Below are 14,130 nucleotides of genomic sequence, written 5' to 3'. Positions count from 1 at the left end.
GCGCAGAGTGGGGAAGGATCCGCTCTCTCGTCCCCCCCAAGGAGCAGCCATGACCCCCGTCATCATCCTCGCCCTCGTCGGCGGTGCGTCGCTCGCCGTCACCGCCACCGCTCTGTGGCGCACGCCCGCCACGCGCGACGCGCTGCGGCGGTACTTCCGCTCGGCCGAGTGACCGCGGACTAGACCCGCGGCACCGGCCCGCCCGCGACCCACGCGCGCAGCGCGTCCAGGCGGGGTTCGTCGAGGCCCACGACGTCGACCGTCTTCACGCCGCCGATGCCGTCGGCATCCTTCCGCCCCGATCGGCGGGCGAGCCCGTCGGGCATCCGGTGCGCGGTGAAGTCGAGCGTCGAGTCGACGGCCACGACCTCGTCGCCCGCGGGCAGATCTCGGGCGCGCTGTATCAGCGCCTGCACCTTCCAGTGCTCCCACAGCACGTTCGGACCCGTGTCGATGCGGTCGTCGGTGGGAGCGGCCGGGAGTTCCGCGGCATCCGGGAATCGAACGGCATCCGCGAGACCGAGGTGCTCCGCCAGGGCGCGGAGGGCGTCGGGATCCGTGAGGCGGCGGGTGTGCCAGACGATGTCGGCGCCCGCGGCGGCCAGCTCGCGGATGCCGTCGACCGTGGGCCGGCGGAAGAAGAACCGGCCGTCGGGGGTCACGGCGCCGTCGCCCGGAACCGGGAGCGGCGCGTACTCGCGACCCTCTCTCATCGCCGCGTAGTCGCGGGCGGGCGAGTCGATCTCGACGAGCAGCACTCCCTCGACGCCGAGCAGGATCGTGTGGCGGCTCATCCCGGCAGTCTGCCAGGCGCTACCGCGGCACCTCGACGCCCGCGCGCGCGGTGAGCGCCGGCACCAGCACGGGCGTGCTGTCGCGGTACGCGCGGTAGTCGGCGCGGTCGCCCCACTTCTCGTCGGCGCGCTTCTCCAGGAGCGGGATGCCGCTGACCCGCGTGAGCAGCAGGATCACGAACAGCGGCGACAGCACCGCCACCCACTGCCAGCCCTGCAGCACCGGCACCGCCACGAGGAACACGCCGACCCACACGAGGATCTCGCCGAAGTAGTTGGGGTGCCGCGAGCGCGACCACAGGCCCGTGCGGATGAACTCGCCCTTGTTCGCCGGATCGGCGCGGAACGCCTGCTTCTGCAGGTCGGCGACGACCTCGAACACCATGCCCACGATCCACACGACGATCCCCGCGATCGCGAAACCGTCGAGGGGCGCGCGGTCTCCGGCATCCGCGCTCATCGCGATCCACGCGGCCGACGCGGTGAGCGACACCCACAGGCCCTGGATCGCCCACACCTGCAGGAAGCGCAGCGGCTTCGTCTTGATCTCGTCGAACCGGCCGTCCGAGCCCGAACGGTGCACGCGGGCGAACAGGAACGAGCCCAGGCGTGCCGCCCACACGATCACCATCGCCGCGAGGATCCACCCGCGGGCGTCCTGACCGGGGGCGAGGAGGGCGACCGCGACCGACACCGCGATGAAGGTGAGGCTGCCGGTGAGGTCGAAGAAGCGCTCGGTGCGGCGGAGCGCCGAGGGGATGAAGACGAGGAACTGGATGACGAACGCCGCCGCCACCGCGAGGGCGAACACCGGGATGCCGGCCACTCTCGCTCCTGAGAAGCTTCCGGCGACGGCCAGCCCCGCGCCGATGAGCACCGCGACGATCACGGCGATGAGCGCCGAACGGTTCTGCGTCGCGCGCGAGCCGGTGGAGGGGGGAACGGGGGCGGTCATGACGGGACTCCTCGGTACAGCGACGCGATCGTCTCGGTGGCACGATGCACCACCACGCGACGCTTGATCTTCATGGTGGGGGTGACGAGTTCGCGGTCGTCGAGGTCGGCGACGACGAGCTCGAAGCGGCGCACCTGCTCGCTGCGGGCGACGAGCGCGTTCGCGGCGTCCACGGTGCGCTGCAGGTGCGCGTGCAACCGCGGCTCGTCCACGGCGCGCAGGTCTGTCGGGGTGCGGACATCGAGAGGCAGACCGGTGGATGCCGCCCACGCGGCCGCCTGCTCGGCATCCAGGATCAGGAGGGCGCTGAGATACGGCTTGCCCTCGCCGACCATGACCGCGTGCTGCACGAGCGGGTCGGATTCGACCGCGGACTCCCAGCGTGCGGGCACGACGGTCTTGCCGTTCGAGGTGACGATGACGTCCTTCAGGCGCCCCTCGAGCACGAGCCTTCCGGCGTCGTCGAGGCGGCCGAGGTCGCCGGTGCGGAAGAAGCCGTCGACGAACGCGTCGCCGTCGTGCCGCGGGTCGCGGTACCCCGCGAACACGCCCACGCCCTTCGCGAGCACCTCGCCCTCGTCGCTGATGCGCACCGTCGACCCCGGCAACGGCAGACCGACCGTGCCGGAGGCGATGCGCCCGGGCAGGTTGCCGGTCAACGGCGCCGTGGTCTCGGTGAGGCCGTAGCCCTCGATGACCGGAACCCCCAGTCCGCGGAAGAACAGCGACAGCTCGCCGTCGAGGGTCGCGCCGCCCGAGAGCATGTAGTCGACGCGGCCGCCCATGACGGCGCGGAGGCGACGGTAGAACAGGGCGTCGAAGACTCCGTGGCGCACCCGATGACCGAGCGGGGCGCGGCGGGGAGTGCCGGCATCCCGCAGCTCGGCGAGGCGCCCCTCGGCGACGGCCGTCGCACGCGCCCGGGCCCACACGCCCGACAGGCCCTTGGCGGCGGCCTTGTCACCCGCGGCGGCCTGGATCTTCTGCAGCACCCGAGGGACCACGACCAGGAACGTGGGGCGCAGCGTCGCGAGCGTCGGGACCACGGCGGCGGCGTCGGACAGGTGCGCGATGCGCATGCCGCTGGCGATGCAGATGAGCTGGAGCCCCCGCGCGAGGACGTGCGCGAGCGGGAGGAAAATGATCGTGTTGCCCCCGGAGTGCACCACCTCGCGGTAGGCCGCGGCGATGTTCAGGACCTGGCCGAGGAAGTTCGCGTGGGTCAGCACCGCGCCCTTCGGCTCGCCGGTGGTGCCCGACGTGTAGACGATCGTGGCGGGATCGTCGTGTCCCGCGCGCGTGCGCCGGTGCTCGAGCTCGTCGTCGGCGACCACGATGCCGTGCGTGCGGAGCGCGTCGAGATCGTCCATCCCCCAGACCCCGATGGCGCCGTCCGCGGATGCCAGGGCGGAGGTCAGCAGGTCGACGTGCGTCGCGGTGCCCCCGAAGCCCACGCGGATCCGCGCGTCGGCGACGATGGCCGCCACCTGGCTCGGCGACGAAGAGTCGTAGACCGGAACGACGACCCCGCCGGCGAACCACGTCGCCAGGTCGGCCACCGCCCACTCGTACCGCGTGGGCGCCATGATCGCGACGGCGTCGCCGGGCCCGAGGCCGATGGCGATGAGGCCCTTCGCGAGGGTGCGCACCTCGTCGAGGAAGGTCGCGGTCGACACGGGAACCCACGCTCCGGTGGCGTCCGGGTCGTTCGGGCTCGCGGCCGGAGGGACCTCGAAGGCGGCGTGATCGGGCGCCTCGGCGGCACGACGGACCAGCAGATCAGTGACGTTCGCGTAGGCGTCGAGCGACGCCAATGCCCGCGTGTGCGACTCGCGCATCTCTCGCTCCCGCATCGGGTCGTGCGGGCCGCCTTCCGGACGGGCCCGCGGTGGGCAGGGTGCGCCACCATCTGATGTCTTCGGAGCCCCGGGCCGTCCGGATTTTGTTGCGTTCCCCAACTTACCTCTTGCGCTTCGACCGGACGTGGTTTAGCTTTGCCGTCGAAGCGCTTCCCGGAAGCGCTTAGACAGCTACGAGGGAGTCGCTATGGCAGGCATCGACGAAGTCGCCCGCGCCGCGGGCGTGTCGATCAGCACCGTCTCCTACGCGCTGAGCGGCAAGCGTCCGGTCTCGGCAGAGACGCGTCGCCGCATCCAGGCCGCGGTGCACGAACTCGGGTACAGCCCCAACGCCGGTGCCCGCATGCTCGCCGGCAGCCAGACGCACATCTTCGCGCTGTCCGAGCCGCTGCGCGCCGACAGCCACGCGCCGAGTCACATGGCGTTCATGCACGCCATGACCGTCGCCGCTCGCCGCAAGGAGTACGACATGCTCCTGCTCACCGACGAAGACGCCTCGGCCGGCATGAAGCGGGTCGCGGCGAGCGGACTCGTGGATGCCATCCTCGTGCTGGACGTCGCCCCCGACGACCCGCGCGTCGCGATCGCCCGCGCCAGCGCGACGCCGACGCTGTTCGTCGGCATCCCGAACGACCACGACGACCTCGTGTGCGTCGACCTCGACTTCGAGCGCGCGGCCGTCGAGGCCGTCGACCGGCTCGCCGACGCGGGGCACCGCGAGATCGGCCTCATCGGCGGGTCGCGTCGCGCGTACGAGAAGTCGAACTTCCCGCCCCGCGTGCGCGCTGCCGTCGTGGCGCGCGCGGCCGAACGCGGCGGGCACGCCCGGGCCGTGGCCTCCGGCGAGGTCGTCACCGATCGCGCCCACGTGCGCGAGTCGGTGCGCGAGTTCATCGCGGCCGGCGTGACCGGGATCGTGCTGCACGCCCCGGAAGAGGTGCTGCAGGTCGTGCTCGTCGAACTCGCCGCGCTCGGCAAGAGCATGCCGGGCGACGTCTCGATCGTGTCGGTCGGCAGCAGCTTCGACACCGACACGCAGCCCACCCCGGTCGACTCGATCCCGCTGGTGCCGCAGAGCTCGTGCGAGCTCGCGGTCGACCTCGCCATCGAGCTGATCGCCGGACGCCCCGTGGCATCCGGTCTCCATCTCATCCCACCGACCTATCTCGAGCGCGGCTCCGTCGCCGCGGCTCCCTCCGCCTGACCCCCACACCTCCACAGCCTGCGTCGTTCGCCCATCATCGAAGCGCTTCGACGTATCCGCCCCCGCTAGCGGACACCCACCAACCCAGCGGATCACAGTGAAAGGAGTGCCAACGATGGCACGCACGAACGCACAACGACGCGCGACCCGAGCCCTCGCGGCCGTCGGCTCGATCGCCGTCGCCGCCCTCGCCCTCTCCGCCTGCAGCGGAGGAGGCGGTGACGCCGAATCGACCGACGGCGCCGGCAAGACCCTCACGCTCTGGCACTACGAGGGCGCCGACAGCGCGATGGCCAAGGCCTGGAACGCCGCCATCCCGATCTTCGAGGAGCAGACCGGAGCCACGGTGAAGGTCGAGGAGAAGTCCTTCGAGCAGATCCAGAAGACCGCCAGCCAGGTGCTCGACACCGACGCGGCCCCCGACCTGCTCGAGTTCAACAAGGGCAACGCCACCGCGGGCTTCCTCGCGAGCACCGGGCTCATCGCCGACATCAGCGACGCCGTCACGCAGTACGGGTGGGATGCCAAGCTCGCCCCGTCGCTGCAGACCACCGCGAAGTACACCTCCGACGGCGTCATGGGCGGCGACACCTGGTACGGCGTGCCGAACTACGGCGAGTTCGTCGGCGTCTACTACAACCTCGACGCCTTCAAGGCTGCCGGGCTGGAGGTGCCGAAGACCTACGACGAGTTCGTGAAGGTGCTCGACGCGTTCGTCGCGAAGGGCATCACGCCCCTCGCCGAAGCCGGCGCCGAGTACCCGCTCGGACAGCTCTGGTACCAGCTCGCGCTGACCCAGGCCGACCGCTCGTGGGTCGACGACTACCAGCTGTACAAGAACCCCGTCGACTGGACGGGCTCGGAGGTCACCTACGCCTCCGACACCCTGAAGCAGTACGTCGACAAGGGCTACATCGCGAAGGACGTCTCGTCGGTCAAGGCCGAGGATGCCGGAGTCTCCTTCATCAACGGCACCTCGCCGATCTTCGTCTCGGGCTCGTGGTGGTACGGCCGCTTCGCCTCCGACGCGACGTTCGACTGGTCGCTCGCGGCCTTCCCCGGCTCGAAGCTGTCGCTCGGCTCCTCGGGCAACCTCTGGGTGGTGCCGGAGCGCTCGAAGCAGAAGGACCTCGCCTACCAGTTCATCGACATCACGATGAGCCCCGAGATCCAGGCGATCATCGGCAACAACGGCGGCGTGCCCGTGGCGGCGGACACCGCTGACATCACGGATGCCAAGAGCAAGGAGCTCATCGACACGTTCAACGGCATCCTCGACGAGGACGGTCTGTCGTTCTACCCCGACTGGCCCGCGCCCGGCTTCTACGACGTGCTCGTGCAGGAGCTGCAGGGCCTGGTCACCGGCTCGCAGGACGCGGCGACGACCAACGCCAACCTCGGGAAGAAGTACGACGAAGGCACGGCGGACTTCCGCTGATGGCTCTCCTCTCCCGTCCGGCTGCTCGGGTGGCACTCCCGCCCGAGCAGCCGGCCATCCCCCAACGCAGCGGCGGTACCGCCGGCTATTGGATGTACCTGCTGCCCGGCTTCGTGCTGCTGCTGGTGATCGTCATCGTGCCGCTCCTGTGGAACGTGCTGCTCACGTTCACCAAGTGGCGCGGCGTCGGCGACCCCGAGTTCATCGGCCTCGACAACTGGGTGAAGCTGATCGGCGACGAGGACTTCTGGACGTCCTTCACCAACTCGGTGTGGATGGTCCTCGCGATGGTCGTCGTCCCCACCGTGATCGGCCTCGCCGTGGCGGCGCTGCTGTTCGACGTCGTCGGCCGGAAGTTCGGTGGCAAGGTCGGCAGCTTCCTCCGCGCGACCTACTATCTGCCGCAGATCCTCCCCATCGCCGTGGCCGGCATCGTCATCGGCTGGATCGTCCGGCCCGGCGACACCGGTGCCCTCAACCAGATCCTGGGCAGCCTCGGCATCCCGTCGTACGACTGGCTCGGGCAGATGCCCTCCGCGCTCATCGTGCTCATGGTCGTGCTGGTCTGGGTGCAGATCGGCTACCCGGTCGTGGTGTTCATGGCCGCGCTGCAGCGGGTCGACCCCGAACTGTACGAGGCCGCCGAACTCGACGGCGCGAACTGGTTCCAGCGGTTCACCGCGATCACAATCAGCATCATCCGCCCCGAGATCTTCGTCGTCACCTTGACGTGCACGATCGCGGCGCTGAAGGTGTTCGGCCCCGTCTACGTCATCACCCAGGGCGGGCCCGCCGGTTCCACGATCGTCCCGGCGTACTACGCCTACCTCGAGTTCTTCACGAAGCGGAACGTCGGCTACGGCGCGACCATCGCGACGGTGCTGACGATCCTCGTCGTCATCGTGTCGATCGTGTTCATCCGCGTGCAGACCTCGCTCGAACGCAAGGAAAGGGCCGGACTGTGACCGCCACCGCCGTCATCACCACCGGGCGTGCCCCGCGTCGCGGACCCCGCGGCGGAATGAGCCGTCGGCGTCCCGTCGACTGGCTGCTGCTCGCGCTCGTCGTCGTCGGGGCGCTGCTCGTGCTCGCGCCGTTCTACCTCGTGCTCGTGAACTCGTTCAAGTCGCCGGTCGACTACGCCACGTCGGGGCCGCTCGCCCTGCCGCAGCAGCTCGACTTCGGCGGGATCATCGACTTCTGGAACCGGGTCGACTTCCCCCGGAAGGTCGGCAACTCGGTCCTCATCTCGGGCGTCGTCGCGGTGCTCGCCGTGCTCATCTCGATGCTGAACGCCTTCGCGATCGGCATCGGGCGGGTGCGCGGTCGCACGGGGATCGTGCTGCTGTTCCTGCTGGCGAACCTGCTGCCGCAGGAAGCGCTGCTCTACCCGCTGTACTACATGTTCAAATCCGTCGGTCTGTACGACAACCTGCTGTCGGTGATCATCGTCTTCACGGTGGTCCAGGCGGCTTTCGGCACCTACCTGCTGTCGTCGGTGTACGGCACGTTCCCCCGCGAGATCCTCGAGGCCGCCGCGATCGACGGTGCGACCCGGTGGCAGATCCTCTGGCGCGTCGTGTTCCCGATCAGCCGCCCCACGCTGTCGGTGCTCGTCATCTTCTTCTTCATCTGGACGTGGAACGAGTTCCTGATCCCCCTGACGTTCCTGGCATCCAACGACAACCAGACCGTGCCCGTCGCGATCAGCGTCCTGCAGGGCGACCGACTGATGGATGTCACCACGATCAGCGCTTCGGCACTGCTCGGCATCATCCCGACGCTCATCTTCTTCTTGATCTTCCAGCGCACGCTCACGCGTGGCATCACGGCGGGGGCCGTGAAGTGAGGGTCTTCCCCATTTCGTCTACGCCGACTCGCGGCATCACGGCAGGAGCAGTCACGCAATGAAGTTCACCGATGGTTTCTGGCTCATGCGGCCGGGCGTCACCGTCGACTACGCCGCCGAGGCGTACGACATCGAGTCCGCCGACACCCCCGACGGGCCGGGGCTGGTCGTGCACGCGCCGACGAAGGTCATCGCCAAGCGCGGTGACGTGCTCAACCGCAGCGTCCTCACCGTGACGCTGTCGTCGCCGCTCGACGGTGTCGTGCGGGTGCGGATCGTCCACCACGACGGGGCGCGGCGGCCCGTCGGGTTCGCGCTGCCGGGGGCGGTCGTGGGCGGCGGGGCCGTCGACGTCGAGGGTGGCACGCTCACCGCGGGTCGACTGACCGCGCGCGTGACGCCGGGGGCGCCGTGGGACCTGTCGTTCGAGGTCGACGGGACGCGGGTCACGGGCAGTGGCCACCGGTCGGTGGGGCGCGTGAGCCTCGCCGAGGGGGCGGACGTCGAGACCGGCGTGATCTCGAACACGGGGGCCGACACGGGCGTGCCCTTCGCGCGGCACTACCTGCACGAGCAGCTCGACCTCGGCGTCGGCGAGGCGATCTACGGCCTCGGCGAACGCTTCGGACCCGTCGTGAAGAACGGCCAGACGGTCGACATCTGGAACGCCGATGGCGGCACCTCCAGCGAGCAGGCGTACAAGAGCGTGCCGTTCTACGTCTCGTCGGGCGGGTACGGCGTGCTCGTCAACGACCCCGGGCACGTGTCGTTCGAGATCGGGTCCGAAAACGTCGAGCGCGTGCAGTTCTCCGTCTCGGGCGAGGCGCTGGAGTACTTCGTCATCGCCGGACCCACCCCGAAGGACGTGCTCGAGCGGTACACGGCCCTCACCGGAAGGCCGCCGGTCGTGCCGGCGTGGTCGTTCGGCACGTGGCTCACGACGTCGTTCACGACCGACTACGACGAAGCGACCGTGAACTCGTTCATCGACGGCATGGCCGAGCGCGACCTGCCGCTGTCGGTGTTCCACTTCGACTGCTTCTGGATGCGCGAGTTCAACTGGACCGACTTCACGTGGGACGAGCGGGTGTTCCCGGATCCGGATGCCATGCTCCGACGCCTCCACGACCGGGGCCTGCGCGTATCGGTGTGGATCAACCCGTACATCGCGCAGCGTTCCCCGCTGTTCGCGGAGGGGGTCGCGAACGGCTACTTCGTCCGGCGCCCGGACGGCACGCCGTGGCAGTGGGACCTGTGGGTGCCGGGCATGGCGCTCGTCGATTTCACCAACCCGGATGCCGTGCGCTGGTACCAGTCGTACCTGCGGCGCCTCATCGCGCAGGGCGTGGACTGCTTCAAGACCGACTTCGGCGAGCGGATCCCCACCGACGTCGTCTACTTCGACGGCACCGACCCCGAGCGCATGCACAACTTCTACGCGCAGCTGTACAACCAGGCCGTGCACGAGGTGCTCGTCGAGGAGCGGGGCGTCGGCGAGGCCGTGCTCTTCGCGCGGTCGGCGACGGCGGGCGGGCAGACGATGCCCGTGCACTGGGGCGGCGACAACTCCTCGACGTTCGCGTCGATGGCGGAGACGCTGCGCGGAGGTCTGTCGCTCGCGTGGAGCGGGTTCTCGTTCTGGAGCCACGACATCGGCGGCTTCGAGGGGACTCCCGACCCGGCCGTGTTCAAACGCTGGATCGCGTACGGGATGCTGTCGTCGCACAGCCGCTTCCACGGGTCGGACTCGTATCGGGTGCCGTGGGCGTTCGACGACGAAGCGGTCGACGTGACGCGCCAGTTCTCCCGCCTCAAGCTGCGCCTGATGCCCTACCTGTACGCGGCGGCGCGTTCGGCTGCTTCCACGGGCGTTCCCGTGATGCGGCCGATGGCGCTGGAGTTCCCCGACGACCCCACGACGCTGCACCTCGACCGCCAGTACATGCTCGGGCCCGACCTGCTCGTGGCGCCGGTGTTCTCGGCATCCGGGGATGTCACGTTCTACCTGCCCGCGGGGGAGTGGACGCACCTCCTCTCCGGGGAGCGGGTCACGGGCGGAGGGTGGCGTCGCGAGACGCACGGCTTCGATTCGCTGCCGTTGTACGTGCGGCCCGGTGCGGTGCTGCCGTGGGGTGCGCGGGACGACCGCCCCGACTACGACTATCTCGACGGGCTCACTCTGCGCGTGTTCCCGGGGGGATCGGGCGTGGCCGAGGTGACGGTGACGGCTCCCGACGGTCGGACGGAGACGTTCCGCGCGGATCGCGCGGAGGTGACGGAGTAGGCCCCGGCGTACGCTGACGGCATGCTCGTGATCGGGTCGATCGTCATCCGCGTCGATGATCTGCACGCCCAGATCCGGTTCTGGTCTGCGGCCCTCGGATACACCGTGCGCGAGCCGATCGACGACGACTTCGCGCTGCTGCAAGCGGCCGATGGCGCCGGGCCGAACCTGTCGCTCGACGCGCAACGTTCGGAGCGGGTGCTTCCGCCGCGGATCCACCTCGACCTCTACGCCGACGATCAGGCCGCGGAGCTGCGTCGACTCGTGGGGCTCGGTGCGACCGAGGTGGAGTGGGACGGCAGGCCCGCCGACGCGGACTACGTGATCCTGCAGGACCCCGAGGGCAATCGCTTCTGCGTGATCGACGCGGCCGTGTGATGTCGTCCTCACACCGCCTCCGCGAGGTCGCGCCCGGGGTGCTCGTCGCCACAAGTCGGGTCATGCAGACGACGTCGACGGTGGTCGTCGAGGGCGGTCGTGCGCTGCTGATCGATCCGGCGTGGATGCCGGACGAGCTCGACGCGCTCGCCGCGGCGCTGCGGGAGCTCGGGCTGGTCGTCGCCGAAGGGTTCGCGACCCATGCGCATCACGATCACCTGCTGTGGCATCCGTCGTTCGGCGACGTGCCGCGATGGGCGTCGGCGCGGACCGCCGAGCTCGCAGCCGTCGAGCGGGACGCCTTGGTCGCCGCGCTCGGTGCGGAGTTCCCGGCCGAGCTGGTCGAGCTGATGGGGCGGGTGGATGCCGGCTCCCCGACGTTCGAGGTCGACCTCGTCGTGCACGACGGACACGCGCCTGGGCACACGGCGGTGTGGCTGCCCGGGCCGCGGGTGCTCGTCGCCGGCGACATGCTGAGCGATGTCGAGCTGCCGTTGCCGTTCTGGCCGGACGATGTGCCCGCGTACGAGCGGGCACTCGAGGTGCTGGAGCCGTATGCGCGGGCTGCTCGGGTGGTGATCCCGGGGCACGGCGACGTCGGCACGGATGCGTTCGCACGATGGGAGGCCGACCGTCGGTACCTCGCCGACGTGCGGCGGACCGGCGAGTCGGACGACCCGCGGCGAGCGAACCCGGGCATGGAGGACGAGTACGCGCACCTGCGGGACGTGCTGGCGTAGGGAGGCGCGGGCGTCCCGTCTGCTGCCGGGGCGCGCCGGCACCCGCGTCGGCCCGCACCCGGGACGCGTCGGCACCCGCGTCGGCCCGCACCCGGGACGCGCCGGCGCGGCACCCGCGAGGCCGCATCCGCGGGGCGCCGGCACCCGGGACGCGCTGGCACCCGCGAGGCCGCGCACGCGCGCCGAGGCCCTCGGCCAACGGCATCAGAACGGGGCCGGTTCGCGGTCATGGTCGGGGCGCGGTGGTGGCGGTGCCGCGGCGGGGTCGTCGGGGAGAAATCTGACCGCTGGCGTGTAGGGGAGGGGTTCGTCGGTGTAGACGCGTCCGGTGGGGGAGGTCCATTCGAGGATCCCGGTGGGGAGTTGTCTCACTTTCCAGCGGGTGAATTGTTTCTGGGTGTGGTGTCTCTGGCACAGGTGGGCGAGGTTTCGGACGTCGGTGGGGCCGCCGAGGGCGTGGTCGTGGGTGTGGTCGATTTCGCAGCGCACGGCCGGGGCGGTGCACCCGGGCCATCGGCAGTGGCGGTCGCGGGCGCGGAGGTGGCGGTTGATCGCTGTGGTGCGGTGGTAGGTGTCGGTGCGGAGCACGGCCCCGGTGACGGGGTGGGTGATGACCCGGTCCCAGGGGACGGGGGTGGCTTCTGCGAGGGCGCGGGCGGTGGGGGCGTCGATGGGTCCGTGGCCGACGAGGTCGGCGGGATCGGAGTTCTCCGATCCGGGCCGCAGCATGGTGAGGGCGGGGACGACGACCTGCACCCGCGCGCGGATCGCGCCCAGGGTGCCGGGGCCGTCGTCGCCGCGGGTGGGGTCGGCGTCCGGGGCGGCGGTCAGGAGGAGGTCGGCGAGGATGTCGGCGCGCACCTGATCGGCCGTGCGCGTATCCGGCGCCGGCGCCTGCGGCTGCGCCTGCGCGGGTCCGGGTCCGGGTGCGGGCGTGTCCGTGTTGCCGTGCCCCGCGGCGGCGTCCGCCGGGCACCCGCCGCCGCCGGCGGTCCGGGCCTCGGCGCCGGACGCGGCGGCGGCGGCCGAGGAGCCCGCGGGAGACCCCAGCCCACCACGCGGGTTGTCTCGGCGGAGGTCCACGATCGCGGCGCTCTGCTGCACGAGCCGGTCGTAGATCCCCACCGCCAGCACGGTGGGGAGGGTCGCAATCAGGTCGGACATCCCGTCCTCCCCCGGCACCACCCGAACGCAACGCGTCTCTCTTCCCCGCCGGTGCCGTTCGGTGAGCGTCGTCGGCTGCAGCGACTCCGCCAACGCCAGAAGACGGGTCTTCACCCGTCCGGGACTCAGGCCGTCAGCGGTGGCGACGGCGAGGACATCGAACTCGTGGCGACGATCCAGCGGCAGCGAGATACCGGCATCCACGATCACCTGCACGTGGGCGCGGGACAGGACCCCCGCCTCCCACGCGTCCAGCGTCACGGGGAATTCGTCGGCGAGGGTCATCGCCCGCCCGATCTGTGCTTGCACGCTCCGATCCGACAGGTGCGACGCGGCCGCAATCTCGGACGCGACCTCCCGCACCGCCATCTCCGCCGCCCGCGACGACGCCCGCACCCCCGCCGACGCGTCCAGGGCGAGGTGCCCCGCGCGGGCCAACGCCCGCACCCGCCGCGCTTCGGCGGAGGCGACCTCGGCATCCACTCCGCGCACCTCGACCAGCACCGACGACAGGGCAGAAGCCCCGTCATCGGGTGGTGTCGGAGACGGATCGAAGGTCATGTATGCATGCTAGCGAGGGGGTCCGACATCGAACCCGCCCCACCCACCCGAATGGGGACAGATCCGACACACCACCTGATGGGGAGGAGGGGTGCCGTCGACTGCAGCCCCGAGGAAAGACCCCCCACCTGCGGTTTCCGCAGCGGGAGGCGCCGCGGGTGAAGTTTCAGAGGTGCACAGCTACGGTCACGCCCGGATGCGGACTCCGAGTTCGCGCGACCACGCGACCTCGCGGCTCAGCTGCCCGGTCCGCTGGAACAGCCGCACCTGCTGCGTGTCCGCCAGCGCTGCGGCAAGCTCGTCGCGATCGGCGGGCTCGAAACCAAGGCTCTGCCAGAACGGGCCCGACCGACGGCTGAAGAGCCACGCCGTGCGCACTCCTTCCTGGGCAGCGCGAGCGAGCGCGAAGGTGGCGAGGGCGCTGCCGCGCCCGTGGGATCGCTGCGCCGGTGCGACCGCGACGCTGCGGATCAGCGCGTGGCGACCGTCGCCGCTGAGCTCGTATCCGGTGCTGCCGACGATCGCTCCCGCCTCGTCGCGCTCCACCCACAACCGCACGCTCGGCGAGTCCAGACCGCTGAGCGTGAGGTCGACCGCGTCGAGAAACGCCGCGAGCGCCTCGACATCGCTCGGACGGCACCGCTGGAGATCCACCGTCCGAGTCAACCATTCGCGGACACCGCGCCCCGCCGCCTCCCACTCCGGGTGCGCCCGTCGGCGCGAAGATGCGTACCCGTCATCCATTCGCGGTGTCCACCCCCACAGCGGCACGGCCGCCACGACAGCCGCAGGACCGCGCGGCGGGAGGGGATCCGGTGAGTGGAGGATGGATGCCGGTCCCACCGCCCTCCGCACGCCGAATCTCCTCCGCTCGCGCGGTGTCGCGGCATCCGGCGCGCGGCAT

The 14,130-nt window shown here is 70.8% G+C and carries 13 protein-coding genes; 8 read left to right on the top strand and 5 right to left on the bottom strand.

Annotation, left to right across the window (positions count from 1 at the left end):
- Positions 1 to 49: 49 nt before the first annotated feature.
- Complete coding sequence (locus P8R59_RS05595; RefSeq protein WP_275087519.1) at positions 50 to 172, top strand: hypothetical protein; 123 nt, start codon at positions 50 to 52, stop codon at positions 170 to 172.
- Positions 173 to 179: 7 nt separating this feature from the next.
- Here the strand turns inward: P8R59_RS05595 and P8R59_RS05590 are convergent, their stop codons facing one another.
- Genes P8R59_RS05590 through P8R59_RS05580 form a run of 3 tightly spaced genes read right to left on the bottom strand, consistent with a single transcriptional unit; the run spans position 180 to position 3,587 of the window.
- Positions 180 to 794 carry a hypothetical protein gene (locus P8R59_RS05590; protein WP_278103111.1) on the bottom strand — a complete coding sequence of 205 codons (615 nt, stop codon included), beginning with the start codon at positions 792 to 794 and terminating at the stop codon, positions 180 to 182.
- Between the two features lie 19 nt (positions 795 to 813).
- Positions 814 to 1,749, bottom strand: coding sequence for a DUF1295 domain-containing protein (locus P8R59_RS05585; protein WP_278103110.1), 936 nt, complete (start codon positions 1,747 to 1,749; stop codon positions 814 to 816).
- Complete coding sequence (locus tag P8R59_RS05580) at positions 1,746 to 3,587, bottom strand: AMP-dependent synthetase/ligase (RefSeq protein WP_278103109.1); 1,842 nt, start codon at positions 3,585 to 3,587, stop codon at positions 1,746 to 1,748. Before P8R59_RS05580 ends, P8R59_RS05585 begins: the two co-directional genes overlap by 4 nt.
- Positions 3,588 to 3,795: 208 nt before the next feature.
- Here P8R59_RS05580 and P8R59_RS05575 point away from each other — a divergent pair, with 208 nt between their 5' ends.
- The 7 genes from P8R59_RS05575 (at position 3,796) to P8R59_RS05545 (ending at position 11,501) form a co-directional block, all read left to right on the top strand.
- Complete coding sequence (locus P8R59_RS05575) at positions 3,796 to 4,812, top strand: LacI family DNA-binding transcriptional regulator (protein WP_278103108.1); 1,017 nt, start codon at positions 3,796 to 3,798, stop codon at positions 4,810 to 4,812.
- A gap of 115 nt (positions 4,813 to 4,927) precedes the next feature.
- The gene (locus P8R59_RS05570; RefSeq protein WP_278103107.1) at positions 4,928 to 6,250 is read left to right on the top strand and encodes an ABC transporter substrate-binding protein; all 1,323 of its coding nucleotides are present in this window, start codon (positions 4,928 to 4,930) and stop codon (positions 6,248 to 6,250) included.
- Entirely contained in the window at positions 6,250 to 7,215 is a 966-nt protein-coding gene (locus tag P8R59_RS05565; protein WP_278103106.1) for a carbohydrate ABC transporter permease, read from the top strand. Before P8R59_RS05570 ends, P8R59_RS05565 begins: the two co-directional genes overlap by 1 nt.
- A complete protein-coding gene (locus tag P8R59_RS05560) occupies positions 7,212 to 8,099 on the top strand; it encodes a carbohydrate ABC transporter permease (protein ID WP_431606880.1) in 888 nt (295 codons plus the stop codon). Before P8R59_RS05565 ends, P8R59_RS05560 begins: the two co-directional genes overlap by 4 nt.
- A gap of 58 nt (positions 8,100 to 8,157) precedes the next feature.
- Positions 8,158 to 10,383, top strand: coding sequence for an alpha-xylosidase (yicI, locus tag P8R59_RS05555; RefSeq protein ID WP_278103105.1), 2,226 nt, complete (start codon positions 8,158 to 8,160; stop codon positions 10,381 to 10,383).
- 21 nt (positions 10,384 to 10,404) lie between these two features.
- Positions 10,405 to 10,761 (top strand): VOC family protein, encoded by a 357-nt coding sequence (locus P8R59_RS05550; RefSeq protein ID WP_278103104.1) that lies wholly within the window; start codon positions 10,405 to 10,407, stop codon positions 10,759 to 10,761.
- Between the two features lie 62 nt (positions 10,762 to 10,823).
- Positions 10,824 to 11,501, top strand: a complete 678-nt coding sequence (locus P8R59_RS05545; protein ID WP_278103103.1) for an MBL fold metallo-hydrolase — start codon at positions 10,824 to 10,826, stop codon at positions 11,499 to 11,501.
- Between the two features lie 204 nt (positions 11,502 to 11,705).
- Here P8R59_RS05545 and P8R59_RS05540 read toward each other — a convergent pair whose 3' ends face one another.
- Complete coding sequence (locus P8R59_RS05540; protein WP_278103102.1) at positions 11,706 to 13,226, bottom strand: HNH endonuclease; 1,521 nt, start codon at positions 13,224 to 13,226, stop codon at positions 11,706 to 11,708.
- A 186-nt stretch (positions 13,227 to 13,412) separates the two neighbouring features.
- Positions 13,413 to 13,880 (bottom strand): GNAT family N-acetyltransferase, encoded by a 468-nt coding sequence (locus P8R59_RS05535; RefSeq protein ID WP_278103101.1) that lies wholly within the window; start codon positions 13,878 to 13,880, stop codon positions 13,413 to 13,415.
- Positions 13,881 to 14,130 lie beyond the last annotated feature (250 nt).

Source organism: Microbacterium proteolyticum (genome assembly GCF_029639405.1).
In the GTDB taxonomy this organism is placed as follows: Bacteria; Actinomycetota; Actinomycetes; order Actinomycetales; family Microbacteriaceae; genus Microbacterium.
This window is presented reverse-complemented; position numbering and strand designations above follow the sequence as displayed.